We start from the raw sequence: 26,397 nt of genomic DNA on the forward strand, positions 1-26,397 counted from the left end.
CATATCGGATGGAGAAGATGTTTATGATGAGGCTTTTGTCATTATTTTGGAAAAACAGTTCATGAAGTGATGAAAAAAATCCGCACAATGGCGGATTTTTAATAGTGGTTAAATTGATACATCAATTTTTGCAGATTTCTTTAGTTGATCAATTTCTTTTTGTACTTCTTTTTGCTTTTCTTGAGATTCTAACTGCTTCTTGATTTGTGATTTGACGTCTTTGAAATCAGGTGCTTTTTGTTTTTGTTTTTTCATTTGTTCGGCGTATTGGTCATAGTACGCTTTGACGTCTTTTTCAGACACAGAGGCTGATTTAATTTCTTTGTCGACATATTGGCTGTATTTGATGCTGTCGGCAATATCACTTTTCAGCTGATCCATTGTCAGTCCGCTCTTTTTGAGTGCTTCTTCAAATTGAGCATTGTCTTTAAATTGTTTCTTTTCTTCTTTTAGCTGCTTATCGACTTGCTTGTCAGAGGCTTTATAGCCCTTCTTCTCAGCATCTTGCAGGATGAGCTCTTGACCTACGAGCGCATCAATGGTTTGCTTCTTGACAGCTTTTGCGCCTTCTTTAGATGTTGGGTCTTGTCCTGACTGCTGAAGTTGACCTTGAATGGTCGATAGAGCGCTATTGTATTCACTGCCTGTGATTTTATCTTTGTTGACGGTCGCAACGACCTTTTGATCATCAATTTTTTGTGCGTCTAATTTCTTTTGCATCTCTTCCATTTGCTTTTGCTGCTCTTTTTGGTCAGCCTGTGTTGTTTCCTTGCTTTTGGCTGAATCGTTTTGCTTATCCTGTTTCGCATCGTTTGATGAGCAGGCTGCAAGCCCCACTGATAACAGACAAGCAATGAGTGTATATGATACTTTTTTCAATTATTTTCTCTCCCTTCGGTATGAGAACATCTAGTGCGCATTCTAACCGTTTTAGAGGAAAAATAAAACCGTATAGACGAATTGTTAGCGGATTGACATGTTTTTTATCTGTTTGTCCTCATTTTGTCTTCTCATAGTCATCATATGACAGCTCAAGTTTGGAATAATTGTTCCATCGCTTCGTCGAGATTGGTGATCGGCTGGCGGCAGCTGTAGTTTTCACAAATATAGACCGTCGTGCTGTCGTTGATCGTTTTGTAATCTTTTGCAAAAGGTGCGAGCCTTGCTAATTCTTGCCCTGTTTCGGCAGTTAAAATGAGATCAAATGGCATGAATCGTTTTTGCAATGCTTGTAGAAGCTGTTCTTTTTGCGGATCGCCCTTTTTCCCGAGAATAATGATTTCTCGTTTTACGGCATATTGGCTTAATAGTCCTTGTAAAAAGGCGGTATGTCCGCTTGGATAGGAAGAGACATCGACGTAAAAGGCGCTGAACATCTTCTCTAGTGTCTCGATCCAGTCTTGACGTCCGATCATTCTGCTTAGTTTCAGAAGCTGTTGGAGTGCGGTGCTGTTACCAGACGGCATGGCCCCGTCGTATACTTCTTTTTCACGAACAATAAGCGCTTCTGCATCTGAGCCTGAGAAGAAAAAGCCCCCGATTTGCTCATCCCAAAACAGTTCAAACATATTTTCAGCAACGGCTCTTGCTTTTGTCAGCCAATCTAGGTCAAAGGTCGCTTCGTATAAAGACATATAAGCTGTTAGCATGTGCGCATAATCCTCGATAAAGCCTAGATGCTTTACGTCCCCTTCTCTGAAGCGGACCATGAGGCGTCCCTGTTGGATGAGGTGTGTTTCGAGAAAAGACATTGCCTGTTTTGCCATGCGTATGGCTTCTTCTACATAAAAGACACTTCCTGCTTTGGCAAGTGCGGAAATCATCAGCGCATTCCACGAGGTGAGTACTTTGTCATCGATTAGCGGTGCAGGCCGCTGCTGTCTTACAGTGAGTAAGATGTGTCGAGCGGATTGCAGTTTGGAATGAAGGGTTTTGTCGTCGATTGAAAAAGCTGCTTTGATGTCATCAAATGAGGTGGAAATGGTATGAGGGATGTTCTGTCCTTCAAAGTTCCCTTCCTCTGTGATGTGGTAGACCGCACAAAATAAAGTGCCGAGGTCATCGCCTAAATGGGTCATGATCTCCTCTTTTGTCCAAACGTAATATTGCCCTTCCTTTCCTTCTGAATCGGCATCGATTGCCGAATAAAAAGAGCCGTCACGATTCATCATGTCTCGTTTGATAAATTGAATGAGGTCTTGGACAAGCTTTTCGTACTCAGGGTGTTGAGTGATTTGATAGGCTTCGGTGTAGGCATTTATCAGCAAGGCGTTATCATACAGCATCTTTTCAAAATGCGGCACAAGCCATTTTTCATCTGTTGAATATCGAGTAAATCCAGAACCAATATGATCATAAATACCGCCGTTTGCCATGCCGTTTAACGTTTTTGTGACAGCATATAACGCATTTTCTTGCCCTGTCCATTCAAAATAACGCATGAGAAACGTGAGCATATGAGGCGCGGGAAATTTAGGCGCAGAACCGAAGCCGCCATACAGCGTATCAAAGCTGCTCATGAGCTGATAATAGGCTTTGTGAATCGACTCCTGAGTGAGCGTATTCTCTGTCTGTCCTGCTGCCTTGATTCGCAGATTATTTGTTGCCTTTTCTGCCAATGATTCAATATGATCTCGGTCGTTGTGATACGCATCCAGCAATTGCGTCAGTGCTTCAATGAAGCCAGGACGGCCGTAAGCACTTCTTTTTGGAAAATAAGTCCCCGCATAAAACGGCTTTTGATCAGGCGTGACAAACACGTTGAGCGGCCAGCCTCCTTGCCCAGTCATCATCTGACAAACGGACATATACATCGAGTCAATGTCTGGACGCTCCTCACGATCGACTTTGATTGAAATGAAATGCTCGTTTAGGATGTCAGCGACTTGTTGATCTTCAAAGCTTTCGTGTGCCATGACGTGGCACCAGTGGCAAGTGGCATAGCCGATGCTTACCAGCAAAGGCTTGTTTTCTTTTTTTGCTTTATCAAATGCTTCTTTTCCCCATGGATACCAGTTAACTGGGTTATGGGAGTGTTGGAGAAGGTATGGAGATTTTTCAGTGATTAATCTGTTGGGTTTATTGTTAGTAGACATGGAATCTCCTCCTTTCATATTTATTTATCAAATCTTTTTGAGTGTAAAGGGTGATGGGCTTAAGGAATTTCATTTGAATTTAGATAGTACTACTTCAAAAAAGTTACGTAGGATAATAACCGATAGTTCTTTATTTTGAAACTGAGCAAAAATCAAAAAACTATAATTAGGTCAAAGATTTATAGGGACTGCTGTGGAAATTTTAACTTTCGATAGATTTGTTTTCAATTCTTTTATTCACTTCATTAATTATGAAAACCTATATTAATGCCTTTTAAATGGAATTTATTACTATATTTATCTTGTGTGTATTTAATCATTAATAACAAGCTGTTATAATAGCTTTGTGTTTTTATGAAAATATGTGTTAAAAGTGGTGTTGGAAATAAATATATACTATTCATTCTAGTAATCTCTTCGTTTGGTGGAGAGGCACTTTTAGCACATTTAATTTCAATAGGTCTAGCGGTGACTATTACAGGAGTTACTTATGTTGCATAATCTGAGTTTAAGAAGCATAAAAGAACATACATTCAAAAAATCTAAAAAATGGGTATATGAGAAGGTGTAAATATGTTAGTTATTGATCAAAATCCAAAAGGTGAGCAGTACTCCAAATTAATTGATTTGGCTTTCGAAATTTGTGATGAGTTTCATTTAGTTTTAAGAAAAGATATGGGATCTTTAAAATCTTTTAATCCCTTCCTAAAAAAACTTGAAAGTTCATTGAAAGAGATGAAAGAACAATCAGAATGGGCTAGCACAATGCTATTTAACAATACAGCAAAAGTTTATTACTATTATACAGATGAAAATGCGAAGAGTATTCTAAAAGAATTCGCAAATTCTTTATATGAATGGGAGCAACCAAATTTACCAGAAGACTTGTCCTTCTTCAAAAATGGAGAAGAATGGCTGGTTACATCTTCTCATGAAGAAGAAAGTTATATAGATACGGAAAATGATACAGAGATACAAAGGATATTAAGTATACCAGAATTAAAAGTACATATGGAAAAATGGGATTAATGCTATTTAGTATTCAATAATAGTGTATTGATATAAAAGTAAGGAGGTTAATAAGATAGTTTCCTTACTTTTAAAATGTTATGGGCGTTCTCATCTTTATTTCTTAATTAAGATGTATTGTTTGTGTTCCAATAGAAGATTTGAACTTTAAATGTTTCCCAAATTGTTGAGTCTTGAAATTAATAACTAAATCCAAACTCTCATCCTTATCTTCATCCTCAAAACCGTCTAAACAGGAATATAATTAATATATCAAATAGCTGAGGTCCGTGATCAATTGTCTGTGAGGTATTCCCATCATAAAAAACAAGGGCTATAAACCCTTGTTTTGTCATTATTTCACCTTTTCACTACTTCAATCGTAATGTTTTAACAAGATGGCTGAATTATGTCCTCCAAAACCAAAAGAATTGGATAGCCCATATTTCAATGGAAGCTGTCTCGCTTCTAATACAACATCTAAATTGCAATCTGGATCTTGTTTCTCTACATTAATAGTTGGCGGAATCATTCCTCGTCTCAAACTTTCCACTAAAGCAATCGCTTCTACTCCGCCTGCAGCACCAAACATGTGCCCAGTCATTGATTTGTTTGCCGTTGTTGGAATTTCACCTGAACGATCACCAAATAATTTCTTAATGGCTAGAACTTCTGAACGATCACCTACTTGTGTACTTGTTGCATGAGCACTAATAACATCGATTTCACTTGTTGATATATCTGCACTTCTCAATGCTTTCTTCATGGCTAAGTAGGCACCCCTACCTTCTGGGTGTGAAGCGACCATATGATGTGCATCTGAACTAGCCCCGTATCCCACTACTTCACATAATATCGGCGCATCTCTAAGAATTGCGTTGTCTAATGATTCTAATACTAAGATACCTGCGCCTTCACTCATAACAAAGCCATCTCTATCTGTATCGAATGGACGGCTGGCTCGACTTGGGTCTTGGTTTCTAGTAGACAGTGCATGTGCGTTTCCAAAACTAGCCAAAGATATCTGGTTGACGGCAGCTTCTGCTCCACCGGCAAATATAATATCTGCTTCATCATTTCGGATCGCATTGAAAGCTTCGCCAATAGAAGTGTTCCCAATAGAACAAGCTGTGACTGGTGACAATGATGGCCCTTGTGCGCCTAATTTAATGCTGATTTGGGCCGCAGCTGCATTTGAAATCATCATGGGGACAAGGCTAGGGCTTACTCTCGAGGGACCTCGTTTATCTAATACATTCACCTGATCAACAAGCGATTGTATGCCCCCGATTCCTGAACCAACATATACGCCTAAACGTTCAAGATCTACTTGATCTAACTGTAATTGTGAATGTTCTAATGCTTGTTCGGCTGCTGCTAAGGCAAACTGACTAAAACGATCTAATCGTTTTGCTTCTTTTCTCCCTAATATTTCATCTGCATCGAAATCACGAACGATTCCAGCTATTTTTGTTTTATAATCAGTCGTATCAAAAGAATCAATGAGAGATATTCCCGATTGTCCTTGAACTAGTTGATTCCAAAAGCTATCTATATCATTTCCAAGTGGAGAAATAACTCCCATTCCAGTAATGACAACTCTTTTCATGATCATTCCCTCCTTGTTTTTATTAACTTTAGCCATTGTGTTATCCTATTACAAGTTGTTGTTTATCCTAGTATAATGAATAATATTTTAAAAGGAGACCTTAATGAAACCTGAAACAAGACTTCAAGCATTATCAGAATTTCTAAAGAACCAACGTTCAAAAATCACGCCTCAAATGGTTGGTTTACCTGTAGGAACCCGCAGAAGAACACCAGGACTCAGAAGAGAAGAAGTAGCTCAACTAGCCGGTGTGAGTCTTACTTGGTATACATGGTTAGAGCAAGGCAGAGATATAAAAGTATCTACTTCGGTATTAGATGCGATTTCTAGTGCATTACAATTAAATAACGATGAAAGGAGATATTTGTACGCTTTAGCGTTAGAGGAAGGTGTGAAACAATCCTATATCATTGAGAATGAGAAGGAAATCAGTCCGGCTTTAGTGAAAATTTTGCAGGAACTTCGTTATTGCCCAACAATTATATCTGATAGAAGAAGTCAGATTGTTGGGTGGAATCAAGCAGCAGCTAATGTATTTTTGGACTTTGAACAAATCATCCCGGCAGAAAGAAATATCATACGCTTACTATTCGCAAGAAAGGAATTTAAAAGTTTAGCCGTGAATTGGGAGCATTTTGTAAGAGGATATATCGCCATATTTAGAACGTATTATGGACAGTATGTGGCGGATGACTGGTATGAGCAATTTATAGAAGAAATGGAGCAGGCATATCCTGAGTTTCGTAAAATATGGAATGAAAATGAGATCAGTTATGCACCTGAAGTATTAATTGAATTTCGTCATGCTAAGGTAGGGAAAATGTTGTTTAATCTCACTTCATTACAAGTGTATGGGGATACTGATTTAAGATGCAGTGTCTATACTCCAGTTGAGGATACTGAAACGGAGCTTAAGTTGAAACGTTTAATTGAAGGGTAGCTGTTGTTTGGAGAGAAGAATAGGGCTGATTCAAAGAATACTTCTTTAACTTTGTGTAGATTTTAAAAAACAACTAGTATAGTAGCAATTGGTTATTTGTATTTGGATGAAGGCATTGTGTGTGTGCTGTGCTGAAGGAGGTATGGTGATTTTTCAGTGGAGTGGGGTGGATTTTTGATTGTTTGGCATGAATTCATCTGCTTTCATATATTAATTTCCTTCGTACTTTAACTTTAGTAAAACTTCGCCTTTTTATATAAAAAATCCTCTTAAAGTAGAAGAGGACAAAAGGACGTATTTCTTTTGATTTGAATAGTATATGCTACTTGAAGTAATCAATTTTCACAATGAATTTCTCAACTGATATTCCATCACTCCCGATCATATGGAGTTTAGGCGTTTTTAAATTTCCCTCACCATTATTTGCAAATGTAAAGGTGACGGTACCGCTTATATATTGATGAGGCTTAATATCTTTAACTCTTTTGCCTGTTTTATTATTAATAAAGTCTATGGTCTGGGTTTCTTCCTCTCCCCTCATCATTCTATAAAATTCAGGATGTAGGGGAAGTTTATCGTTTGTTTTATTTTTTAATGTAAATGGTATGCGGTATTCAGTTATTTTATTTCTCATTTCATCAATGGTATTAATTTTCTTAGCTTTTTTAAACGTATGACTTATTTTTAGAAATTCAAACGTTTCATTTGTCGTAAGGTTTTTTTCTGTTACTTTATAGTTGGAGTATTCACTATTCACTTGTTGATAGCGGAACATGCTGATTAAGATAAAAATTATAGTCATCACTGAAATTACTATTACTTTTTTTCTCATTTTTCTTTATCCCTATCAACAATCGTTTCTTTTATAATTTCACCAGATTCAATATCATAAATCGTATCTGAAACCTTTTGAAGAGTTTCTTTATCATGGCTAGCGATCAAAATTGTTTTACCTTCATTTTTTAATGTTACGAGTAATTGATGTACTATTTCGACTGCTTTCTCATCTAAAGCATTAGTAGGTTCGTCTAAAATGAGCAAATCCGGTTTTTCCATAATTGCTTGAGCTATTCCCAAACGTTGTTTCATCCCAAGAGAATACTTTTTAAACTTTCTTTTGTCATTTGGATCAAGCCCTACACGAGAAATCACAGCAGAAATTTCGTTATCGTTAATTTTATTCTGAATCATAGAGAGTAATTTTAGGTTAGCAAAACCAGTATATTCTGGGATAAAACCAGGATACTCTATTAATATTCCAACATTTTCGGGAAATGAGATGTCTCTGTGTAATTGTTTCCCACCTACAGTTACTTTTCCATCACTTGGTTTTACTAATCCGGATAATACACGAAACAACATTGTTTTTCCGGATCCATTAGGTCCACGAAAACCATAAATATTCCCCTTTTGTAATGATAAGTTAATATTCTTAAGGACTTGGTTTTTTTTAATAAATTTGTTTAATGCCTCAATTTTAATATATTCTTCTGACATGAGTTTCACCTCGATTAATATTCTTTTTCATGATCATTGCCGTATTCAGTTAAAAAATCTTGTTTGATAAAAATTTTATATGCTAGAAAAGTAAAAAGTAATCCAAAACCACTAAATAAATAAATCATTCTAGAAAATAAACCTGGTATAAGCCAAGATGTCATTTCTAATGACAGTGAGTCATTAATGAAAGAAAAACCAAAATAAATATTAAGCATTTTATCAAGAATCACAGCAGATGAAATGATAATAAAGCTGTATATATAATTTTTACTTAACAAATAGCAAACCACAACAAATAGTCCGATCAGATGGAATACCAATAAACTTGTAATCAGATATCTAATTAACATGATATTAGATGAAAAGTATTCATCTAAAGGTAGTTGATCGCCATATATTAAGTATGGAGCTCCTTTTGTAGACAGCCAAACGTTGTTCCACCTTCCTGACAGGAAGCCACCCAGAAGGAAACCACCGATTAGGTATATGAGAGTGAATATTAGACAGATCCAAAAGACACGTAATAATAACGATAAAAATACTTTTTCTCTTTTTTGATAACGAACAAAACGAGAAGAGTCGAAAAAAGGTACGATTCCAAATGAAAAAAACATTAGAAAAAGGGGTAATACGGGAAAAATAAATGTATAGGAAGAGAAAAATAAATTTAAAGATTGTGGTATTCCCATTATTCCATGTTGCGGTATACTTTCTTTGACTAAATATAAAATACAGAGCAAATAACAAAAAAACCAGATGAATAATCGCACTTTATAACGGCATATGTCGAGTAAAACGATATGTAGTTCTTTAACGAATAACATTCTTTTTAACCCCTAGAATGTATAATGAAAAACTTAACATAAATCCGATAAACAAGTGTAAAACAAGACTTGCTAGACTCACACCATCTGTAGCCTGTTGTTGCAAGAAGCTTGTTGATATCATTTCCTGATGCCCTAGTGTTGAAAGTACCATGTTTATGACATATAAACTTGCAAAAGGTGTAATTAGAACAACAAATGATTTTTTAATAAACATTCCAAATCCCAAAGCTATACTTGCGAACATACCAGAGAAAATACCAATCAATATGACATATAAAAGCATATGAACAAAGGGATGTGTATAATATAGATCTGGTAAGAAAGTATTATCAGAGTCTAAAGGCATCTCATTGTTAATCGCTCTATCAGGTTTTATATTTGGAAGTCTCATGAAAGACAAATAAATATTTAATAATAGGGGAAAGACAGCTGTGAGCATACCTGCTAAAAAGTTTATAAGAAACAAACTAAAGAAATATTGTTTTTGTTTTCCTCTAATAATTAAAAAGCGAAAAAAACCAGTTGACCGATCTCTTGAGTACAGATCTGAAAATGGGAGTGTTGCCAAAATTGGTAATAAGAACATGTAAAGTGCTGGATAATCTGATATTCCACCGATCCCCATCCATTTTGTATAAGGGGTAAAAGAAATTCCTCCTGTAAGTTCTAAATGTTCTTTGAGTGGCATTTCTTCTGTCCAAAAATAAGCAATCGCTAAAATTGCACCAATGGCTAATGATATGTAAAAAGAAGGGCGCTTTATTAATCGTAATATAAGCAAATAAAACATGTTTCTCTCCATTTCGTTTATTTAAAACTAAATATAGAAGCGACTCAGTTAATTCTGAGTCGCTGTGTCACATAGTTCTCTTTTGAATTTAAAGAGCCTAATAGAATCAAGGGCTTTTTGGATCGTAATCGGGACTCCATTTGCCATTAGCATGACCAGCTGCATTCTTCTTAGCACCTATCGAAACAGGCGGATATCCTATTCCCAAGAATGTTTTTTCAACTGCCAAATTGTATAGGAGTTGTACTCCTTTATAATTTTTCTTAATTGTATAATAGTGGCCATCTGAAACATCTTTTCCTTTAGATCTGGCCCAGGCTACATAAGAAGTATTATTCTTTTCACTGTTCATATAATACCAAGATTTAGTAAATTTTGTTCTAGATGTTGTCTCATCATATGGATTTCCTTTTAGAAATCTAAAATTATAATTAGTATCTTTATAGTTGCCACTTGGTTCTCCTGCATAGACATGCACAATTCCTATAGTAGAAAAGGTTACTCCTAGAATTAAAGTTAGGCTAATGATTATTTTGTTTTTCAACTGTCTTCACCTCATTGTTTACTTACAATTAAGTATTTATCTGCGACACCTATGCAATTATTATCTTTATTTAGCCAAATCATTCTTAATGCTATTTCTGCTTTCTGACCTTTGAATGTTGGTAAATTAATTAAATAATCGTGATCTACATCTGATCTATCATAAGGTTGTTCCCATTGATGAGTAACTCCTCTATCATCTTTCAATTTTCCCAAGATTTTTGATGGGGGAGGTTCTTTTTGACTAAAGGTCATCGCTAATTCATAATTTTTAGGAAGTGGTCCAACTTCAATGTCCTCTCCTTTGAAAACATTTTCAATTGCCACATCATTATTCTTTATCTGACCTTGATAATAATGATCCTCTTTCAACTTTTCCCAAAATATAACTTTAAAAAGACTTTGCTTTTGTTCGGTATCAAAATAGAATATTTTAGAATCATCCTTTGTGCTATTATCCAAATCTTCTATACTTACAGAAGGATCTGGAGCTTTGTCTTTTATGGTGTTATTGAAATTATTTGATTGACAAGCACTAATTAAAGATATCATTATTAAAATTAAAAAAAATGTAAATAACTTTTTCACTATTTTCCCCACTAAAACCATAATTTGTACCGGTACGTGAGAATTATACAATAAAATAAAGAAAAATACACCTTTTTTTGTATTTTTTTATTTAAAATGCTATGTTATGCTATGTTCTAGTTAGTTGATAAGAGAGGGCTTTTTTACATGATTGGTTTATTATTACTTTTTAAAAGAGATATGATTCTTGGGTTTCATAGAACTACAAAAACTTTTATCATTATATCTATTCTAGGGTTGTTTAATTTCCTATACTACCTTTATTTTCTGCATATTAGTTTAACTAAAAGTAATGTTGCATTTTGGGATGTTATTGGTAAAACCTTTGCAGGTGTTCCCTTTGAACTTGTCGAACAACAAACAATTGAATTTCCTTTTGGATGGATTATATTTCAATTAAGTGGTGCAATATTGGTCAATACTTTTATAAAAGAAGATCTATTTGCCCATAGTGCCTTTATTAGAGTTAGAACAAAGTCAATATTTAAAATGTGGGTAAGCAAACTATTATTTTGTTGTGCCGCAATATTTATCTTCTACATATTAATATTGTCCCTTACCTGGTTTGTTTGGAAATTGAGTGGGGGGACAGTAAATAACTTGACAGATTACGGCGAAAGTATTTTAAGATATTCGTCCTTTCAATTCTCTTATAGTCAAATTATTGTTTATTCAATTCTCTTAAATATAGCTGGCACATTTCTTTTTACTTTTATCTTTGCTTTTTTAACATTAATTTTTAAAACAATTTATAGTTTCATAATTTGTATCTGTATTTTATTTCTTTCCATTTTCTCAGATAATCCAATGCTACTTGGGAATGAATTTATGCTGATTAGGCATCCTATGTTTGGTTTACCTCCAGTTGTCTCAATTATTATGACACTAATTATAGTTCCTATTCTCTGTATTGTTTTTTCGATAGGTGGGGGAATTTATCTATCTAAGTATGATTTAATAAGTGATATGGAAAAGGAATGAGATTTTATAACCCAATAGTATCCTGTAGATTTTGAAATCTAAATTTACCCGATCTTTGGAAGAATAAAGTACTTAAAATTGAGGAACTGTTGTGATATTTATATCAATAGTTCTTCTTTTTAATACCATCATCATGTTTGACTAAATACCTATCAGGGTATACTATCTGATCATAGGGAAAAGAGAAAGGAGTGTTAAACGTGGAGTATAATCAGCAGATGAAGAATCGTCTTCGCCGGATTGAAGGGCAGATTAAAGGAGTTCTTGCGATGATGGAGCAGGGAAAGGATTGCCGCGAGGTGGTGACGCAGCTATCTGCATCTCGTAATGCGATTGATCGGGCGATGGGTGTGATTGTGAGTACAAACCTTGAAAAGTGTGTCCGTGAAAGTCTTGAGCAAGGCAAGGATACAGAGGGGCTTGTCAAAGAAGCGGTTGAGCTCTTGGTGAAAAGCCGGTAAGAAATTCCTCAGCCTTTGGAGGTTGACGAATTTTTTTACTTGTTATAATATACCCTTACCGGTATGTGTATATATTTTTTTGTTTTAGTATACCCCCATGGGTAATTAAGATAAGGAGGATCATGATGGAGGAACAGAAAAAACGAACGACAATTGTTTTATTTAGTGGAGATTATGATAAAGCGATGGCCGCTTATATTATTGCAAATGGCGCAGCAGCTTATGATCACGAGGTGACTATTTTTCATACTTTTTGGGGGCTGAATGCCTTGCGTAAGGAAGAGATGGTGCCACTGAAGAAGGGATTTTTAGAAAAAATGTTTGGCAAAATGATGCCTCGTGGCGCTGATCGAATGGGGCTGTCAAAGATGAATTTTGCAGGAATGGGACCGAAGATGATCAAGCATGTGATCAACAAACACAATGCCATGACCCTGCCGCAGCTCATTGATATGGCAAAGGAACAAGAGATCAATCTCGTGGCATGTACGATGACGATGGATCTCTTAGGGCTACAGGAGAATGAATTACTAGCAGACATTCAATATGCCGGTGTGGCAGCGTATTTAGCAGAGGCAGAAATCGGGAATGTGAACTTATTTATCTAGGGGGGTGTCCATACATGATTCAAATGCTTTTGCTCATTATTGTGATCGCTTTGCTTGTGAGCCGTTTTCTTCCCGTACGGGGTGTGAAACAAATGGACGCAGCTCATCTGAAACCTAAATTGCATAGTCGGCATCAACAGCTGATAGACGTGCGATCACCTTTAGAGTTTCAAACAAATCATATAAAAGGCTTTCAAAATATCCCCTTACCACAGTTAAGGAATCGATCGCATGAGCTTGAGAAAGACAAAGAAGTGTATGTGATCTGCCAGAGCGGGATGAGAAGTATGCAGGCGGCTAAATTGTTAAAAAAACAGGGATTTACCCACATTACGAATATCAAGGGTGGCATGAATGCTTGGCGATTATAGGTATAAATAGGCTTTAAAATATACCCCCACCCCTATAAAAGGAGGAAAAACAATGCAGCAACCAACAGCAATTCTAGATGCAAAAGGATTGGCATGCCCAATGCCCATTGTCAAAACGAAAAAACAAATGAATGAGCTCTTGCCAGGAGATGTGCTTGAAGTGCAAGCAACCGATAAAGGGTCTACAGCGGATTTAGCAGCTTGGTCAAAAAGCGCCGGTCATGAATTTTTAGGAACAAAAGTAGAAGGACAGGTGCTTCATCATTTGATTCGTAAAGGCGGAGCGAAACAGGAGGAGGAGCAGTCAATGATTTCGGAAATGTCGTTGAACATGTTTCAACAGAAGGTAAAAGAAGATCAGTCATTGTTTATTTTAGATGTACGAGAGCCGGATGAATATGAAGCGGGTCATATTCCAGGAGCTGTTCACATTCCTCTCGGTGAGGTGGAACAACGTGCTGAAGAATTGAACCGAGAGACGCTCATTTACCTCATCTGTCATTCAGGCAGAAGAAGTGAATTAGCCGCACAAAAGTTAAAAGAAAAAGGATTCCATCAATTGATCAATGTAGTGCCAGGCATGAACAGCTGGACAGGAGAGATTGAAAAATAGGAGCTGAATGAACCAATGACTGTAAAAGCAATGACAGCAGAACAGTTAACAAAAAAGATCATTAACAAAGAGCCGATCTTTTTGTTGGATGTACGAAACGAATCAGATGTGCAGGACTGGAAAATTGAAGGGAAAGCCGTTGAATATTTAAATGTGCCTTACTTTGAGCTTCTTGATGGCGTAGAGGATATGGTGGAGAACATACCGGATGACCTAGATGTACTGGTCGTTTGTGCGAAAGAGGGCTCTTCTATTATGGTGGCAGAGATGCTGTCAGAGGCAGGCAGAACGGTCCATTATTTGCAAGGCGGCATGAAGGCATGGAGTGAGCATTTAGAGCCAGTGAAGATCGGTGATTTAACTGGCGGTGGAGAGTTGTACCAATTTGTGCGAATGGGCAAGGGGTGCTTGTCCTATATGATCATGTCGAATGGGGAAGCTGCGATTATTGATGCGGCTAGAATGACGGAGGTCTATACGCAATTTGCTAAAAAACATCAAGTCACAGTGACGCATGTGTTTGATACGCACCTTCATGCGGACCATATATCTGGCGGGAAAAAGCTGTCTGAACAGACTGGTGCTATCTATTGGCTACCGCCAAAAGACGCCGAAGAGGTGACATTTGATTACAATCACCTTGAAGAAGGACAGCGTGTGACGATTGGAGCGACGGAGATTGATATTCATGCTCTTTATTCACCGGGCCATACGATTGGTTCAACCTCTTTTATCGTAGACGGCCGTTATCTCCTTTCAGGTGATATTTTGTTCATTGATTCGATCGGAAGACCTGACCTAGCCGGTATGGCGGAGGACTGGGTAGGTGATTTGAGAGAAACCCTTTATACACGATATACGGCGCTTTCGGCAGAATTGATTGTGCTGCCTGCACATTTTATGATCGTGGATGAGCTGAATGAAGACGGGAGCGTTTGGAAGGAGCTAGGCGCTTTGTTTGAAGAAAATCACGGGCTGAACATTGAAGATGAAGACGTATTTAGACAAATGGTCACGCAGCATCTCCCTGCACAGCCAAACGCTTATCAAGACATTCGGTCTACCAATATGGGGAAGCTGCATCCAGACGAGGAAGCGCAGCGAGACATGGAAATTGGTCCAAACCGTTGTGCGATTCGATAATGTTCAATAAAATAAAGAAGCGAGGGATGATCAGATGACATCAGATCACATTTTAGACGTAACCGGGCTTGCATGCCCGATGCCGATTATTCGGACGAAGAAAAAAATGAACGACTTGGCAGAAGGTCAAGTATTAGAAATACATGCAACAGATAAAGGAGCCAAAGCTGATTTGGCTGCATGGGCTAAGTCAAGCGGACATGAATTGATCACGCAGACGGATGAAGGACATGTGCTGAAGTTCTGGGTGAGAAAAGGGTCCTAAAGGGGAGAGGGGTATCTATGAGGGAGCCCCTTTTCCTTTTGCAAAGGAGGAGACCAGCGTGGATTTTGCATTTTTCATTACTTTATTTATCATCGGATTTATTGGTTCCTTCTTATCAGGAATGGTCGGAATAGGAGGATCGGTGATCAACTATCCCATGCTGCTTTATATCCCGCCTCTTGTCGGAGTGATGGCATTATCGGCACACGAGGTTTCAGGGATTGGTGCCATTCAAGTACTATTTTCGACACTCGGCGGTGTGCTGGCGTATCGAAAAAGCGGATTTTTACATCGACCATTGATTTTATATATGGGGAGCAGTATATTGGCAGGGAGTTTATTAGGCAGCTATTTATCACATTTCCTTCCAGAGAAAGGCATCAATGTAGTCTATGGTCTGCTTGCCATTGTCGCTGTCATTTTAATGCTTGTTCCGAAAAAAGGTCAGCAGGCAGAAGCGGATGGAGAGGTGACCTTTCATAAAGGACTGGCGGCTGGTATTGCCTTTGTGATCGGAAGTGTATCGGGTGTATTAGGTGCAGGCGGTGCCTTTATTTTAGTGCCGGTGATGCTATCGATTCTCAAAATCCCTGTGCGGATGACGATTGCGTCGTCTCTGGCGATTACGTTTCTCTCTGCAATCGGCGCATCGGCTGGGAAAGTGCTGACTGGTCAAGTCATGTTCTTGCCTGCTCTTGTCTTAATGGTAGCCAGTTTGATGGCCGCGCCGATTGGGGCGAAAATTGGCCAGAAAATCAATGCCGTTTATTTGCAATGGGCGCTTGCCGTGATGATTACAGCCACAGCGATCAAAATCTGGGTGGATTTATTATAAGAAAAAGACCAACAACTGAGAGCAAGGGCTCTTTTCCATGTGTTGGTCTTTTTTATTTCATGTCATCGTGCTCGATATACGTTTCAAGTGCAGGGTGGTACTCTTTTTGATAATGAAGATTGGGGCATGTTTTCACGACTTTGCCTTGCAAGGCATTGGACTTCGAGACATCTAATGCTGTTTTACATTTTGGACAGCGTTCGTTAAAAATTGAGAGCCAGCGCTTCATAGATCACCACTCCAGTTAAAGTCTTAAAAACCGATTATATTAATATGAATTATAGGGGATTGTGTGAAGGAGGTCAATGGATATTTGGCTCTTTTTAACAAAAAAAAAGCATCGTATAAGATGCTTCAGCGTGTAGACAAATCCTCGCATTCTTTGTCAGCCCTGCATGCTGGCGCTCATGATTTTTAATTTCGCTTCGCAAGAGTCCGAAGGCTTTCCGTCACGCTGAAAAGAAGACAAAGGGCTAAAATAAAGTTCATTTTAGCCCTTGTCAACAATTTGAAGCATGATTAGTAGGCTTTTGCCCAGAACACCATATCAGAAGCAGGTTTCCCGCAGCAGACACATGTGTCAGAAACGGATTCTTGTTCAAACGGGATACAGCGTGATGTCGCCCCTGTTCTCTCTTTGATGTCGTTTTCGCAGTCTTCATCACCGCACCACATGGCTTTGATCAACCTGTTTTCTTCGGCAAGAAGCTGCTCGATGTCTTCGATTGTGTGGGCGTTTGATGTTTTTTCATGTAATCGTTCTTTAGCTTTTTCGTACATCGTCTGCTGAATGTCTTCAAGCGTGGACGTGATGGTTTGTTCAAGCGCATCTAACGTGACGGCTTGCTTTTCACCTGTGTCTCGTCTTGCGAGCATCACCTGGCCTTTTTCCATATCCTTTGGTCCTACTTCTACGCGTAATGGGATGCCCTGCATTTCGCATTCGTTGAATTTCCAGCCTGGCTGTTTATCACTTGCATCGATGTCAGCGCGTGCGATGCGGGCGAGTCGATCCTTTAATTCATAGGCATGATCGAGGACACCTTCTTTATGGGAAGCAATTGGCACAACACGTACTTGGGTTGGCGCAATGTTTGGCGGCAGGACAAGTCCTCTGTCATCGCCATGCACCATGATCATAGCGCCAATGATTCTTGTGGTGAAGCCCCATGATGTTTGCTGGACATGCTCTAATTTTCCTTCTCGATTTAAAAATTCAATGCCAAACGCCTTGGCAAATCCGTTGCCGAAGAAGTGAGAAGTGGCGGTTTGCAGGGCTTTTCCGTCATGCATCAAGCTTTCAACCGTATAGGTGAAGCGAGCGCCAGCGAATTTTTCTTTCTCTGTTTTTCTTCCTTTAATGACAGGGATCGCTAGAAGCTCTTCACAAATAGACGCATAGACATGGAGCATTTTTTCTGTTTCTTCAATCGCTTCTTGCTCAGTCTCGTGACAAGTGTGCCCTTCCTGCCAGAGGAATTCAAGGGTTCTAAGGAATGGACGTGTTGTCTTTTCCCAGCGGACGACATTGGCCCATTGGTTATATAACTTCGGTAAATCACGATAGGAGTGAATGATGTTTTTATAATGCTCGGCGAACAGCACTTCAGAGGTTGGTCTGACGCAGAGTCTTTCTTGTAATTCCGAATCACCGCCATGTGTCACCCACGCCACTTCAGGAGCAAAGCCTTCGATATGATCTTTTTCCTGCTGGAGAAGGCTTTCTGGGATAAAGAGCGGCATATAGACATTCTCGTGACCCGTTTCTTTGATTTGACGATCAAGTTCGTCGCGAATATTCTCCCAAATTTTAAAACCGTATGGCTGAATAATCATACTGCCTCTAACGCTTGAATAATCGACGAGACGCGCCTTTGTGACAACATCTGTATACCACTGGGCAAAGTCGTCTTCCATGCTTGTAATTTTCTCAACAAATTGTTTCTTTGACATGGTCTTTTTCCTCCTTTTAAAAAAACAAAAAAGCTGTGCTTTAAGTTAGGGACCATTCCTGGTGGTACCACCCTAATTTAAAGCACAGCTTTACACTCGATCATGATAACGGTATGAACCGCTGTATGAAACAGAACTAAATCGGCAGGTTCACTTGAAGATGTCAGTAGGAACTTCTCAGCACCGTTCCCTCTCTGGTAAAGATCGATTCAAGCTACTATTCCAGATCTACGTTGATTCTTGTTCGTTGATTTTTCATCAGTTTACCTGTAAATGGGGGAGAAAGCAAGTTGGTCCGCAAGTTCATTTCATGCCTTTCTGAGGTCGTTTATGTCGAAGAGCCATTGGCAAACATTTTCTGTTTTTGCAGCTTGCACGTTATGGAAGGCTATGCTAATATATTTGAAGAAAAAAATAGACTTGTATAACCTCAATAATATGGTTTGAGGGTTTCTACCAGGATCCGATAAATCCTGATTACAAAAGCGCGCTTTCCTTTTTTGTAATCAGGGTTTTTTTGTTTGTCTGCACCCTGTATCAAAAGTGAAAGCCATGATATAGAGAAGGGATGTTAGACATGAACTGGAGAGTTTATTTATTAGCTGTTTCTACTTTTGCGGTTGGATTAGTTGAGCTTGTGGTCGGGGGCATTTTGCCAAGTTTAGCAGAGGATCTCAATGTGTCTCTTGCGACAGCTGGGCAGCTGATCACGGTATTTGCGATTGTGTATGCTATTTCAGCACCGGTGCTACTGACCGTCACAGCCAAAATCGAACGAAAGCGTCTTTATTTAATCGCATTATTGGTCTTTACATTAGGCAATGTATTCACATATTTTAGTTCCACCTTTGCCCTTGTCATGATCTCTAGGGTCTTGATTGCCATGAGTACAGCGCTTGTTGTGGTGTTATCATTGACGATTACGGCCAAGCTGGTGGAACCGGCGCATAGAGCGAAAGCATTAGGTCTGATTTTTATTGGGATTAGCTCATCACTTGTTCTCGGTGTACCGATCGGTATTTTTATTACAGAGAGCTTTGGCTGGAGAGTGATGTTTTTAGGAATCAGTATTCTGTCAGCCATATCTATGGTACTCATTTATTTTCTATTGGAGAAAATGCCTGTTGAAAAAGTCACGCCGCTTAAAGAACAAATTCGTTCTTTAGGGCATCCGAAAATTTTCAGTGCACATTTGATTAGTTTGTTTATGCTTGCTGGTCATTATATGCTGTATTCTTATTTCACGCCATTTCTGATGGAAGTTCTCCATATGACTCCGTTTTGGATTAGTATTTGTTATTTGGTCTTCGGGCTTGCGTCGATTGGCGGGAATGGGTTTGGCGGCTGGCTGAGTGACAAACTAGGATCAGGGAAAGCCATTTTGCTGGTGACAATCGCGTTTGCCATTGTGATGTTTATCCTTCCTTATACAGCAGGAGTGTTTATGCTCTTTATGGTGATGGTTGTCCTATGGGGTTCTCTTAGCTGGGCACTGACACCTGCTTTGCAGAGCTATTTGATTCAAACAGACCCTGTGACGTCTGATATTCAGCAGAGTTTGAATACATCCGCTTTGCAAATTGGGATTTCCATTGGATCAGCAGTGGGCGGCGTCATGTTTACAATGACTGGTTCATCCGTTGACTTGGCTAAATTCGGCGCTATTTTTGTGCTGATTGCCTTTAGCTGTGCAGTGATTTCATTAAAGAGACCGCCGCTTTATATGGATCGTCAGCATCAGGCTGAATAGAAGAGAATAAGAACGTTTTCGTGTTAGTTAGCTGCCTCATCATAGGCAGCTTTTTATTTTTTGAAAACCACACCTTCACTTTTACCAGTAATGACTTCTTCTCCATGCTGATTGATATAACGGGAAAAAAGGTGGACACGATGGTATTTTTCAAGGGGTTCTACTTTGGTGACCGCCATCTGACAGGTAATCGTGTCACCTGTATAAACAGGGCGTATGAAGGTACATGTCATCTCTTGACCGATAAAATGAAACTGACCGCCAAGCTTCGTGGCTAGACTTGCTGTGAGAAAACCGTGTACCATGAGCCTGCCTTGATCATCTAGCTCGGTATGATGTTTGCCGAGATCACCTGTCATCTCGCCAAATTGAATCACATCTTCATGCGTATAGGTTTTGCTTGTTTGAAATTGATCGCCTGGTCGAACCATCTGTTTTTTCAGCTCCTTTTTTTAAATGTACCAAAGGAGTGAATGAATGTACATTCATTTTTGTGGTGAGATGTTGGAAGCAAAGAAGAGACAGGATGCCTTTCTTTGCCCTTGATAAGTCAGGAAAAATGTCATCTTCTATTCAAAAACTACCATTTCTCCAATTGGTTGAAATCCGGCACGTTGATAGATATGTTTGCCGTCATTTGAGGCTTGTAACATCACACACTTTTGTTTGTTATCTGTCTGGGTCAGAAGGTAATGAAACATGTCACTGCCAAGTCCTCTTCCGCGGTGTTCTGCCTTTGTGATGACATCATAAATACCGTAGCTGTCTGCTGTTTCGATCAATAAGCCCGTTGTGACCGGTTTGTTGTGTTCATATCCAACGAACATGCGGGTACTCGGGTGTAATCGTTCAATCGAAAAGCGCTGGAAATAGCTGTTTAAAGAGATTGCCTCAGGTGATCCTTCGAAAAGTTCGGTAAATAAATGTTGATAATCGAGAAAAGTTTGATCGTCAGTCACTTCCTTGATCGTAAGCGATTGAGAGGTCCTTTGATCGATGTCGTTTGTATGTTCAAGCATCATGATGGTATTGCGTTCCACTTCTTGAAGCCCATATTTCTGCATGATATTCGACCAATCGGGGTGGAGCAGGCTTTGAGTGATCCATGTGCTGAATGTTAGTTGCTGTTGCTGCATTTGTTCGATGGCAGCTTCCACTTTTTGTTGATCTTGTATGTGCGCTGAAATGGGTAATAACAAATTGAACGTGTCAGTTGATATATGCGTGTTTGATAGAACGAAATCTTCCGTTGATAGGAACGATCCGTTGACAACAGAAGAAAACAAATTTATTTTTTCTTCTAACTGGCGAATGGCCATTTGCTGCTCTGTTTTCATTCTCTCACCTTCTTTTTTTGATTGAGGGTTACCTATCATAAATAATAGCAAAGAAAAGGAAATTGTGCGGTCTCTTGTAATCTAGTAAAAAAGTTCTCTTATTTATCAGGTCTGATGACCCATTCTTTTCCTCATGCCCACATTTCTTTTGACTCCTTTATTGATTATTAGTACCATTTTATTAACCAGTTAAGAGTGGAGGTTCAGATGGAAACAAACGAGCAGATTGTCTTAAAAGCGATTCAAGATTTGATTATGCATAGGGAAAAGAAACGGAATGATCCAACAGATCCACTGATTACCACGACTGATACACTCAAGCAAGATTGGACACTTACACAGCTTCATATTTTATCTATGATTCAAGCAAACCCTAATGAATCCAATAATACATTTCTTTCACAACAACTAAAACTATCAAAACCAGCCATTACAAAGGCTGTGAAAAAGCTCATCGAAAAAGGCATGGTCGACTATTGCCACCGGCAAGGTGACAAGAAATCCGTCTATTATTCACTGACAGAGGAAGGCACACAGCTTGCGGCACTGCATGATGAGCTTCATGAACAGGCAGTCTCCTCCTATTTAGAATTCCTCCATGAATTTAATGAAGACGAGCTACAGGTTATTGAGCGCTTCTTAAAGGCTTGGAAGGAAAAGATATAAATAACGGACCGAAAGCTTTCTATAAACTAGATGCTTTCGGTTTTTTTATGGTAAAATTAACATATATTGACGTTATTCGTGAGGATGATTGAGGGAGGGAACCGTGTTGGTGGAAGAGATGATGGAAAATTTCAAAAAATATGTATTTATCATGCCGTTCGTCGGATTGTTTGTCAGCTTGCTATTATTTGTTTATTTTTTTGGAGTGACAGGAGTTGAAGGGTCCATGTGGGCGGCTGTTTTGTATTGTGCTCTGCCCTTTCTGATGTACACGATACTCTGTTTGCCTTTATGGATTTATTTTAAAGTTAGCAAAAAACGTTCAATACATAGAAATGAGGAACATACATGATCGTTGTCAGCGCTTGTCTTGCGGGATTAAAGGTCCGTTATAATGGCAGCCATCGATTAGATCAACGTATCGAGGAGCTTGTGCAGGAAGGAAAGGCGGTAACAATTTGCCCTGAGCTGCTTGGCGGCTTTTCTACACCAAGATCTCCCGCAGAAATTATTGGTGGAGATGGTCATGATGTCTTACGTGGGCAGGCTGCTGTTGTTGATGTTCATGGAACAGATGTGACAGAGATGTATGTAAATGGTGCACAAGACACGCTTAAGCAGGTTCAGACTCTTGGCGCAACATCCGTCGTGTTAAAAGAGTACAGCCCTTCCTGCGGAAGCCGGATGATCTATCGGGGAGAGTTTAACGGGAAGACAAAGGCTGGGGACGGTGTGACGTCTGCCTTGCTGAAACAGCATGGGATTCAAGTATTCTCTGAGGAGGATGATTGGACCTCGCTGTTTGTGTAGGGATGGCGTGAATTGAAGGAGGAGTTAGGTTGAAGAAGTGGATCATTGGTTTAGTAGTCGTTATTTTCATCGGAATAGGTCTTTATTTTATGATTAATGCCAAAACATATGCTTTTGATGATGTGGTCTCGATTGATAAAGATAAAGTGACTTCCATTCAAATTGAGCATGATGATGAGCGCGTTGTGGTGGATAAGAAAGAGGATATTCAAAAGCTGCTGAAGAAATTTTCGGGTATTCAATTAAAGAAAATAAACGAGGCTAAAAAAGCCTCAAAAGAATCTTATTGGATCAGAGTGTACGAGAACGAAAAGCAAATGTATGGTCTGACTTTTTATGACCAAAGCTTTTTAGAGACGTATGATGGTTCTAAAACAAAAAACCGAATCAGTGAATACCAAATCGTTGATGCAAATCAAGTCGATATAGGACAATACATCAAATAAGATCATTCAGTCTATGAATGGTTTATCTTCATGCATGATCTTTCGCACATTCGGGTATAGTGCATGGTAAGCAAAAATGAAGCGGAGGTTTGTTTGATGAGTGGATTAACAGATACAGTCACATTAGCAAACGGAGTGAAAATGCCGAAGCTTGGCTTTGGTGTATGGCAAGTAAAAGATGGGGATGAGGCTGTAAATGCAGTCAAAGACGCACTAGAAGCGGGCTATCGCAGTATAGATACAGCAGCGGCCTATCAAAATGAAGAAGGTGTTGGCAAAGCCATTCAGCAATCAGGCATCTCTCGCGATGATCTGTTCATTACGACAAAAGTGTGGAATAATGATCAAGGATATGAGTCAACGCTTGAAGCTTTTGAAACAAGTATGAATAAACTTGGTTTGGATGTATTAGATCTTTATTTAATCCATTGGCCTGTTGAAGGCAAATATAAAGAAACGTGGAAAGCGCTAGAGAAGCTGTATAAGGACGGCCGCGTGAAAGCCATTGGCGTGTGTAACTTCCATCAGCACCATTTAGAAGATTTATTAGAAGAGGCAGAAGTGGTACCAATGGTCAATCAAATTGAGCTGCATCCGAAGCTGACGCAGGAGCCTTTACGTGACTACTGCAAGGCAAAAGGCATTCATGTAGAAGCATGGTCGCCATTAGGCAGCGGGAAACTTCTTAACCATCCGGTGCTTCAAGATATTGCGAAAAAACATGAGAAGTCAGTGGCGCAAGTCATTCTTCGATGGGACTTGCAGCATGGCATTATCACCATTCCGAAATCTGTGACGAAGAGCCGAATCATCGAAAACACAAACGTATTTGATTTCGAGTTGTCCGCCCATGAAATGAGTGTCATTGATCAGCTCAATGAAGATGAGCGCACGGGTCCAGACCCAGATAACTTCGATTTTTAATATAAGAAAAGCACGGGCGGGATGCCTGTGCTTTTTATTTGCCGGTATGTTCAGACCGTTTTTTGAGGCTGATAGGTCTCAATGATTTGAATGGCGTCGACAATTTGCTCTTTCGTATAGTCTCCAATCAAACAAAAGGTTTCATCTTTACGTGCAGCATGGTTTGCCACTGTATGTGCTGCTTCCTCTAGCTGAGCTGTGATGCCAAGCTCACGCATCGTTCTAGGTAATCCGAGTGTTTGATAGAGCTCAAGTAATTCTTCTACTTCCGTCATACGGTTTTCTGCGGCAAGCTGAACGAGAATGCCATAGGCCACTTTTTGTCCATGTAACACATGATGTGTTTCATCAATAAATGTTAATCCATTATGAACAGCATGGGCTCCTGCCATTCTGCCATAACGTCCTCCATAGCCGCCGACTGTTCCGGCTAACGTAATGATCGTATCTGTTACATCTGCAAAGGCTTGAGAAAGCTGACCTGTTTTTAAACTCCTAACGGCTTCTTCACTATGAGTCAGAAGAATGTCACGAACGTACACTGCCTGCTTTAATGCAGCATGTACCATGAGCGGCAAGGTGCTTTTTGTGTTACGAATAATGGCTTCCGCTTCATACCATTTTGCCAGCGTATCCCCAATTCCGCTTTGGAGATAGGAAAGAGGAGATGAAAGCAAAAAAGTATGATCAATTAACGTGAGATAGCTGGACCGCTTATGATAGTCGACCCTCATAAAATTTCCCTTGTCATCATAAATGACGCTGAGCGGTGTAGAAGCCGCACATGTCCCAGGAATCGTCGGCACCATGATCACTTCAATTTGGAGAGCGTCGGCAACAGACTTCGCTGTATCTAAAATCGTGCCGCCACCGATTCCGATGATCACGTCTGAACTCTTGAGTTCTTCCGCAATTCGTGTGATCGCATTTGGTGAACTGTAACCTTTATGCTGAACAACAGGCCACTCGGATGGAAGCTTTGTGTACTGTGAAAAGGCTTGATATGAGTCATATCCTGTCACTATAGCTGGTGACTGAAAGGGAGTAACAAATGACTCGATTTCATGATAAATCCCCTTTTGAGAAATAAACTGGTTAGGACCGCTTCTGACGATCTCTTCTGGCTGGATCATTGACTTATGCTCCTTTACGAAATCATATAGTTCTTAAATCATCTCATTTTACAGAAAGTTCTGTCAAATAATCGGACAATATGAGACCATAGACCCTTCCGTTTTATGGAATTGAACTGCTGACATTGCCTTAAGGTATGTATTTCCTGTATGATATAAAATGGTATGTTTTGATTAAATTTAAGAGGTGTTTATATATATGGAAAAACAATATCGTGTATTACTTTACTATCAATATGTCCCCATTGAGGATCCAGAAACGTTTACAGCAGAGCATCTAGCATTCTGTAAGGAACTTGGTTTGTTAGGTCGTATTCTTGTTTCATCTGAAGGCATAAACGGAACCGTTTCTGGTACCATTGAGCAGACGGACAAGTACATGCAAGCATTGAAAGAAGATCCACGCTTTGCGTCCATGCCAATTAAAATTGACGAAGCAGATGGTCATGCGTTTAAGAAAATGCACGTCCGCCACCGAAATGAATTGGTGAATTTAAGTCTTGAAGATGATGTGAATCCGCTAGAATTAACGGGGAAACATCTCAGCCCAGTTGAATTTTACGAGCAAATGCAATCACCTGATACGGTCGTGATTGATGCACGTAATGATTATGAGTTTGATGTCGGTCACTTCAGAGGTGCTGTGCGCCCTGACATTGAGACATTCCGTGAATTACCTGAGTGGATCCGTGACAACAAAGAGATTCTTGAAGGGAAAAAAATTCTGACGTATTGCACAGGCGGCGTACGCTGTGAGAAATTCTCAGGATGGTTAAAGCGTGAAGGCTTTGAAGATGTATCCCAGCTTGACGGTGGAATTGTCACATACGGAAAAGACCCGGAAGTTCAAGGAAAGCTATGGGACGGTCAATGTTATGTGTTTGATAACCGCCTAACGGTTCCAGTCAATCAAACAGAGCACGTCGTGGTAGGAAAAGATTTCTTCTCTGGCGAACCTTGCGAGCGTTATGTGAACTGTGCGAACCCTGCGTGTAACCGCAAAATGATTGCAACAGAAGAAAGCGAGCATAAATATATGCGCAGCTGCAGCCATGAATGCCGCACAAGCGAACGTAACCTTTATGTGAAACAACATAATTTGTCTGAAGAAGAAGTTCAAGAAAGACTAGCTGTCATTGAAAAAGAACAAGCAATCTCACAAGGATAAGAGGGTTTCCCTTTTATCCTTTTTTCTTTGAAT

30 protein-coding genes and 1 riboswitch are annotated in these 26,397 nt (G+C 39.3%); of the genes, 16 read left to right on the top strand and 14 right to left on the bottom strand.

Annotation, left to right across the window (positions count from 1 at the left end):
* Nucleotides 1-108 precede the first annotated feature (108 nt).
* Together NSQ70_RS01255 and NSQ70_RS01260 are read right to left on the bottom strand one after the other, a co-directional pair.
* A complete protein-coding gene (locus NSQ70_RS01255) occupies nt 109-879 on the bottom strand; it encodes a SurA N-terminal domain-containing protein (protein WP_008359353.1) in 771 nt (256 codons plus the stop codon).
* A 152-nt stretch (nt 880-1,031) separates the two neighbouring features.
* Nucleotides 1,032-3,095, bottom strand: a complete 2,064-nt coding sequence (locus NSQ70_RS01260; protein WP_340958651.1) for a thioredoxin domain-containing protein — start codon at nt 3,093-3,095, stop codon at nt 1,032-1,034.
* 573 nt (nt 3,096-3,668) lie between these two features.
* On the opposite strand from NSQ70_RS01260, the gene NSQ70_RS01265 reads away from it, so the two are divergent.
* Nucleotides 3,669-4,124, top strand: coding sequence for a hypothetical protein (locus NSQ70_RS01265; RefSeq protein ID WP_007498491.1), 456 nt, complete (start codon nt 3,669-3,671; stop codon nt 4,122-4,124).
* Between the two features lie 355 nt (nt 4,125-4,479).
* On the opposite strand, the gene fabF is transcribed toward NSQ70_RS01265, so the two are convergent.
* On the bottom strand, nt 4,480-5,712 hold the full coding sequence (gene fabF, locus NSQ70_RS01270; protein ID WP_178896782.1) for a beta-ketoacyl-ACP synthase II: 1,233 nt from the start codon (nt 5,710-5,712) through the stop codon (nt 4,480-4,482).
* Nucleotides 5,713-5,815: 103 nt separating this feature from the next.
* On the opposite strand from fabF, the gene NSQ70_RS01275 reads away from it, so the two are divergent.
* Nucleotides 5,816-6,652 (top strand): helix-turn-helix transcriptional regulator, encoded by an 837-nt coding sequence (locus tag NSQ70_RS01275; RefSeq protein ID WP_008359338.1) that lies wholly within the window; start codon nt 5,816-5,818, stop codon nt 6,650-6,652.
* A 322-nt stretch (nt 6,653-6,974) separates the two neighbouring features.
* Here the strand turns inward: NSQ70_RS01275 and NSQ70_RS01280 are convergent, their stop codons facing one another.
* The 6 genes from NSQ70_RS01280 to NSQ70_RS01305 all read right to left on the bottom strand — a co-directional run bounded on the left by NSQ70_RS01280 (nt 6,975) and on the right by NSQ70_RS01305 (nt 10,900).
* The gene (locus NSQ70_RS01280; protein WP_008359336.1) at nt 6,975-7,484 is read right to left on the bottom strand and encodes a hypothetical protein; all 510 of its coding nucleotides are present in this window, start codon (nt 7,482-7,484) and stop codon (nt 6,975-6,977) included.
* Entirely contained in the window at nt 7,481-8,149 is a 669-nt protein-coding gene (locus NSQ70_RS01285; protein WP_008359334.1) for an ATP-binding cassette domain-containing protein, read from the bottom strand. Before NSQ70_RS01285 ends, NSQ70_RS01280 begins: the two co-directional genes overlap by 4 nt.
* A 14-nt stretch (nt 8,150-8,163) precedes the next feature.
* Entirely contained in the window at nt 8,164-8,976 is an 813-nt protein-coding gene (locus NSQ70_RS01290) for a hypothetical protein (protein WP_008359331.1), read from the bottom strand.
* Nucleotides 8,963-9,769, bottom strand: a complete 807-nt coding sequence (locus NSQ70_RS01295) for a hypothetical protein (protein ID WP_008359329.1) — start codon at nt 9,767-9,769, stop codon at nt 8,963-8,965. The genes NSQ70_RS01290 and NSQ70_RS01295 overlap by 14 nt, the downstream gene beginning before the upstream one ends.
* A gap of 106 nt (nt 9,770-9,875) precedes the next feature.
* Nucleotides 9,876-10,313, bottom strand: coding sequence for a hypothetical protein (locus tag NSQ70_RS01300; RefSeq protein WP_008359326.1), 438 nt, complete (start codon nt 10,311-10,313; stop codon nt 9,876-9,878).
* A gap of 11 nt (nt 10,314-10,324) precedes the next feature.
* Complete coding sequence (locus tag NSQ70_RS01305; RefSeq protein WP_017358716.1) at nt 10,325-10,900, bottom strand: hypothetical protein; 576 nt, start codon at nt 10,898-10,900, stop codon at nt 10,325-10,327.
* A gap of 147 nt (nt 10,901-11,047) precedes the next feature.
* Here NSQ70_RS01305 and NSQ70_RS01310 point away from each other — a divergent pair, with 147 nt between their 5' ends.
* The 8 genes from NSQ70_RS01310 (at nt 11,048) to NSQ70_RS01345 (ending at nt 16,177) form a co-directional block, all read left to right on the top strand.
* On the top strand, nt 11,048-11,881 hold the full coding sequence (locus NSQ70_RS01310) for a hypothetical protein (protein WP_008359322.1): 834 nt from the start codon (nt 11,048-11,050) through the stop codon (nt 11,879-11,881).
* A 200-nt stretch (nt 11,882-12,081) separates the two neighbouring features.
* Nucleotides 12,082-12,342 (top strand): metal-sensitive transcriptional regulator, encoded by a 261-nt coding sequence (locus NSQ70_RS01315; RefSeq protein WP_047946117.1) that lies wholly within the window; start codon nt 12,082-12,084, stop codon nt 12,340-12,342.
* 125 nt (nt 12,343-12,467) lie between these two features.
* Entirely contained in the window at nt 12,468-12,950 is a 483-nt protein-coding gene (locus tag NSQ70_RS01320; protein WP_008343885.1) for a DsrE/DsrF/DrsH-like family protein, read from the top strand.
* 14 nt (nt 12,951-12,964) lie between these two features.
* Nucleotides 12,965-13,321, top strand: a complete 357-nt coding sequence (locus NSQ70_RS01325) for a rhodanese-like domain-containing protein (protein ID WP_039169331.1) — start codon at nt 12,965-12,967, stop codon at nt 13,319-13,321.
* 52 nt (nt 13,322-13,373) lie between these two features.
* Entirely contained in the window at nt 13,374-13,934 is a 561-nt protein-coding gene (locus NSQ70_RS01330) for a sulfurtransferase TusA family protein (RefSeq protein ID WP_024719146.1), read from the top strand.
* A 15-nt stretch (nt 13,935-13,949) separates the two neighbouring features.
* Nucleotides 13,950-15,077, top strand: coding sequence for an MBL fold metallo-hydrolase (locus NSQ70_RS01335; RefSeq protein WP_327877911.1), 1,128 nt, complete (start codon nt 13,950-13,952; stop codon nt 15,075-15,077).
* A gap of 34 nt (nt 15,078-15,111) precedes the next feature.
* Nucleotides 15,112-15,342, top strand: coding sequence for a sulfurtransferase TusA family protein (locus NSQ70_RS01340; protein ID WP_008343881.1), 231 nt, complete (start codon nt 15,112-15,114; stop codon nt 15,340-15,342).
* Between the two features lie 58 nt (nt 15,343-15,400).
* Nucleotides 15,401-16,177, top strand: a complete 777-nt coding sequence (locus NSQ70_RS01345; RefSeq protein ID WP_144679753.1) for a sulfite exporter TauE/SafE family protein — start codon at nt 15,401-15,403, stop codon at nt 16,175-16,177.
* Nucleotides 16,178-16,229: 52 nt separating this feature from the next.
* Here the strand turns inward: NSQ70_RS01345 and NSQ70_RS01350 are convergent, their stop codons facing one another.
* Both NSQ70_RS01350 and proS read right to left on the bottom strand, forming a co-directional pair.
* A complete protein-coding gene (locus tag NSQ70_RS01350) occupies nt 16,230-16,406 on the bottom strand; it encodes a hypothetical protein (protein ID WP_017358723.1) in 177 nt (58 codons plus the stop codon).
* A gap of 290 nt (nt 16,407-16,696) precedes the next feature.
* The gene (proS, locus tag NSQ70_RS01355; protein ID WP_041091701.1) at nt 16,697-18,130 is read right to left on the bottom strand and encodes a proline--tRNA ligase; all 1,434 of its coding nucleotides are present in this window, start codon (nt 18,128-18,130) and stop codon (nt 16,697-16,699) included.
* 400 nt (nt 18,131-18,530) lie between these two features.
* Nucleotides 18,531-18,630, top strand: a riboswitch (purine riboswitch).
* A 77-nt stretch (nt 18,631-18,707) separates the two neighbouring features.
* Here proS and NSQ70_RS01360 point away from each other — a divergent pair.
* Nucleotides 18,708-19,880 carry an MFS transporter gene (locus tag NSQ70_RS01360; protein WP_173407706.1) on the top strand — a complete coding sequence of 391 codons (1,173 nt, stop codon included), beginning with the start codon at nt 18,708-18,710 and terminating at the stop codon, nt 19,878-19,880.
* 53 nt (nt 19,881-19,933) lie between these two features.
* On the opposite strand, the gene NSQ70_RS01365 is transcribed toward NSQ70_RS01360, so the two are convergent.
* Nucleotides 19,934-20,311, bottom strand: coding sequence for a hotdog domain-containing protein (locus NSQ70_RS01365; RefSeq protein ID WP_008343876.1), 378 nt, complete (start codon nt 20,309-20,311; stop codon nt 19,934-19,936).
* A gap of 138 nt (nt 20,312-20,449) precedes the next feature.
* Nucleotides 20,450-21,217 (bottom strand): GNAT family N-acetyltransferase, encoded by a 768-nt coding sequence (locus tag NSQ70_RS01370; RefSeq protein WP_342473831.1) that lies wholly within the window; start codon nt 21,215-21,217, stop codon nt 20,450-20,452.
* Between the two features lie 207 nt (nt 21,218-21,424).
* Here NSQ70_RS01370 and NSQ70_RS01375 point away from each other — a divergent pair, with 207 nt between their 5' ends.
* From NSQ70_RS01375 to NSQ70_RS01390, 4 genes are all read left to right on the top strand, one after another.
* Complete coding sequence (locus NSQ70_RS01375) at nt 21,425-21,883, top strand: MarR family transcriptional regulator (RefSeq protein ID WP_024719151.1); 459 nt, start codon at nt 21,425-21,427, stop codon at nt 21,881-21,883.
* A 348-nt stretch (nt 21,884-22,231) separates the two neighbouring features.
* Nucleotides 22,232-22,693, top strand: coding sequence for a DUF523 domain-containing protein (locus NSQ70_RS01380; protein WP_342502380.1), 462 nt, complete (start codon nt 22,232-22,234; stop codon nt 22,691-22,693).
* A 29-nt stretch (nt 22,694-22,722) separates the two neighbouring features.
* Complete coding sequence (locus NSQ70_RS01385) at nt 22,723-23,139, top strand: DUF5301 domain-containing protein (RefSeq protein WP_045034649.1); 417 nt, start codon at nt 22,723-22,725, stop codon at nt 23,137-23,139.
* Between the two features lie 96 nt (nt 23,140-23,235).
* Nucleotides 23,236-24,063, top strand: a complete 828-nt coding sequence (locus NSQ70_RS01390; protein ID WP_268431218.1) for an aldo/keto reductase — start codon at nt 23,236-23,238, stop codon at nt 24,061-24,063.
* A 50-nt stretch (nt 24,064-24,113) separates the two neighbouring features.
* On the opposite strand, the gene NSQ70_RS01395 is transcribed toward NSQ70_RS01390, so the two are convergent.
* Nucleotides 24,114-25,196, bottom strand: a complete 1,083-nt coding sequence (locus tag NSQ70_RS01395; RefSeq protein WP_342502381.1) for an iron-containing alcohol dehydrogenase family protein — start codon at nt 25,194-25,196, stop codon at nt 24,114-24,116.
* A 199-nt stretch (nt 25,197-25,395) separates the two neighbouring features.
* Between NSQ70_RS01395 and NSQ70_RS01400 the strand changes: the two genes are divergently transcribed.
* Entirely contained in the window at nt 25,396-26,364 is a 969-nt protein-coding gene (locus NSQ70_RS01400) for a rhodanese-related sulfurtransferase (protein WP_342502382.1), read from the top strand.
* Nucleotides 26,365-26,397: the final 33 nt, after the last annotated feature.

The organism is Bacillus sp. FSL R5-0397, assembly GCF_038593395.1.
In the GTDB taxonomy this organism is placed as follows: Bacteria; Bacillota; Bacilli; order Bacillales; family Bacillaceae; genus Bacillus; species Bacillus altitudinis.

Excerpts from the sequence above, each read along its gene's own strand:
- NSQ70_RS01295 (WP_008359329.1), bottom strand. The coding sequence starts at position 9,769 with ATGTTTTATTTGCTTATATTACGATTAATAAAGCGCCCTTCTTTTTAC.
- NSQ70_RS01400 (WP_342502382.1), top strand. The coding sequence starts at position 25,396 with ATGGAAAAACAATATCGTGTATTACTTTACTATCAATATGTCCCCATT.
- NSQ70_RS01280 (WP_008359336.1), bottom strand. The coding sequence starts at position 7,484 with ATGAGAAAAAAAGTAATAGTAATTTCAGTGATGACTATAATTTTTATC.
- NSQ70_RS01350 (WP_017358723.1), bottom strand. The coding sequence starts at position 16,406 with ATGAAGCGCTGGCTCTCAATTTTTAACGAACGCTGTCCAAAATGTAAA.
- NSQ70_RS01290 (WP_008359331.1), bottom strand. The coding sequence starts at position 8,976 with ATGTTATTCGTTAAAGAACTACATATCGTTTTACTCGACATATGCCGT.
- NSQ70_RS01390 (WP_268431218.1), top strand. The coding sequence starts at position 23,236 with ATGAGTGGATTAACAGATACAGTCACATTAGCAAACGGAGTGAAAATG.
- NSQ70_RS01260 (WP_340958651.1), bottom strand. The coding sequence starts at position 3,095 with ATGTCTACTAACAATAAACCCAACAGATTAATCACTGAAAAATCTCCA.
- NSQ70_RS01265 (WP_007498491.1), top strand. The coding sequence starts at position 3,669 with ATGTTAGTTATTGATCAAAATCCAAAAGGTGAGCAGTACTCCAAATTA.
- NSQ70_RS01380 (WP_342502380.1), top strand. The coding sequence starts at position 22,232 with ATGATCGTTGTCAGCGCTTGTCTTGCGGGATTAAAGGTCCGTTATAAT.
- NSQ70_RS01335 (WP_327877911.1), top strand. The coding sequence starts at position 13,950 with ATGACTGTAAAAGCAATGACAGCAGAACAGTTAACAAAAAAGATCATT.
- NSQ70_RS01325 (WP_039169331.1), top strand. The coding sequence starts at position 12,965 with ATGATTCAAATGCTTTTGCTCATTATTGTGATCGCTTTGCTTGTGAGC.
- NSQ70_RS01395 (WP_342502381.1), bottom strand. The coding sequence starts at position 25,196 with ATGATCCAGCCAGAAGAGATCGTCAGAAGCGGTCCTAACCAGTTTATT.
- NSQ70_RS01340 (WP_008343881.1), top strand. The coding sequence starts at position 15,112 with ATGACATCAGATCACATTTTAGACGTAACCGGGCTTGCATGCCCGATG.
- proS (WP_041091701.1), bottom strand. The coding sequence starts at position 18,130 with ATGTCAAAGAAACAATTTGTTGAGAAAATTACAAGCATGGAAGACGAC.
- NSQ70_RS01320 (WP_008343885.1), top strand. The coding sequence starts at position 12,468 with ATGGAGGAACAGAAAAAACGAACGACAATTGTTTTATTTAGTGGAGAT.
- NSQ70_RS01310 (WP_008359322.1), top strand. The coding sequence starts at position 11,048 with ATGATTGGTTTATTATTACTTTTTAAAAGAGATATGATTCTTGGGTTT.
- NSQ70_RS01330 (WP_024719146.1), top strand. The coding sequence starts at position 13,374 with ATGCAGCAACCAACAGCAATTCTAGATGCAAAAGGATTGGCATGCCCA.
- NSQ70_RS01370 (WP_342473831.1), bottom strand. The coding sequence starts at position 21,217 with ATGAAAACAGAGCAGCAAATGGCCATTCGCCAGTTAGAAGAAAAAATA.
- NSQ70_RS01375 (WP_024719151.1), top strand. The coding sequence starts at position 21,425 with ATGGAAACAAACGAGCAGATTGTCTTAAAAGCGATTCAAGATTTGATT.
- fabF (WP_178896782.1), bottom strand. The coding sequence starts at position 5,712 with ATGAAAAGAGTTGTCATTACTGGAATGGGAGTTATTTCTCCACTTGGA.
- NSQ70_RS01360 (WP_173407706.1), top strand. The coding sequence starts at position 18,708 with ATGAACTGGAGAGTTTATTTATTAGCTGTTTCTACTTTTGCGGTTGGA.
- NSQ70_RS01365 (WP_008343876.1), bottom strand. The coding sequence starts at position 20,311 with ATGGTTCGACCAGGCGATCAATTTCAAACAAGCAAAACCTATACGCAT.
- NSQ70_RS01275 (WP_008359338.1), top strand. The coding sequence starts at position 5,816 with ATGAAACCTGAAACAAGACTTCAAGCATTATCAGAATTTCTAAAGAAC.
- NSQ70_RS01285 (WP_008359334.1), bottom strand. The coding sequence starts at position 8,149 with ATGTCAGAAGAATATATTAAAATTGAGGCATTAAACAAATTTATTAAA.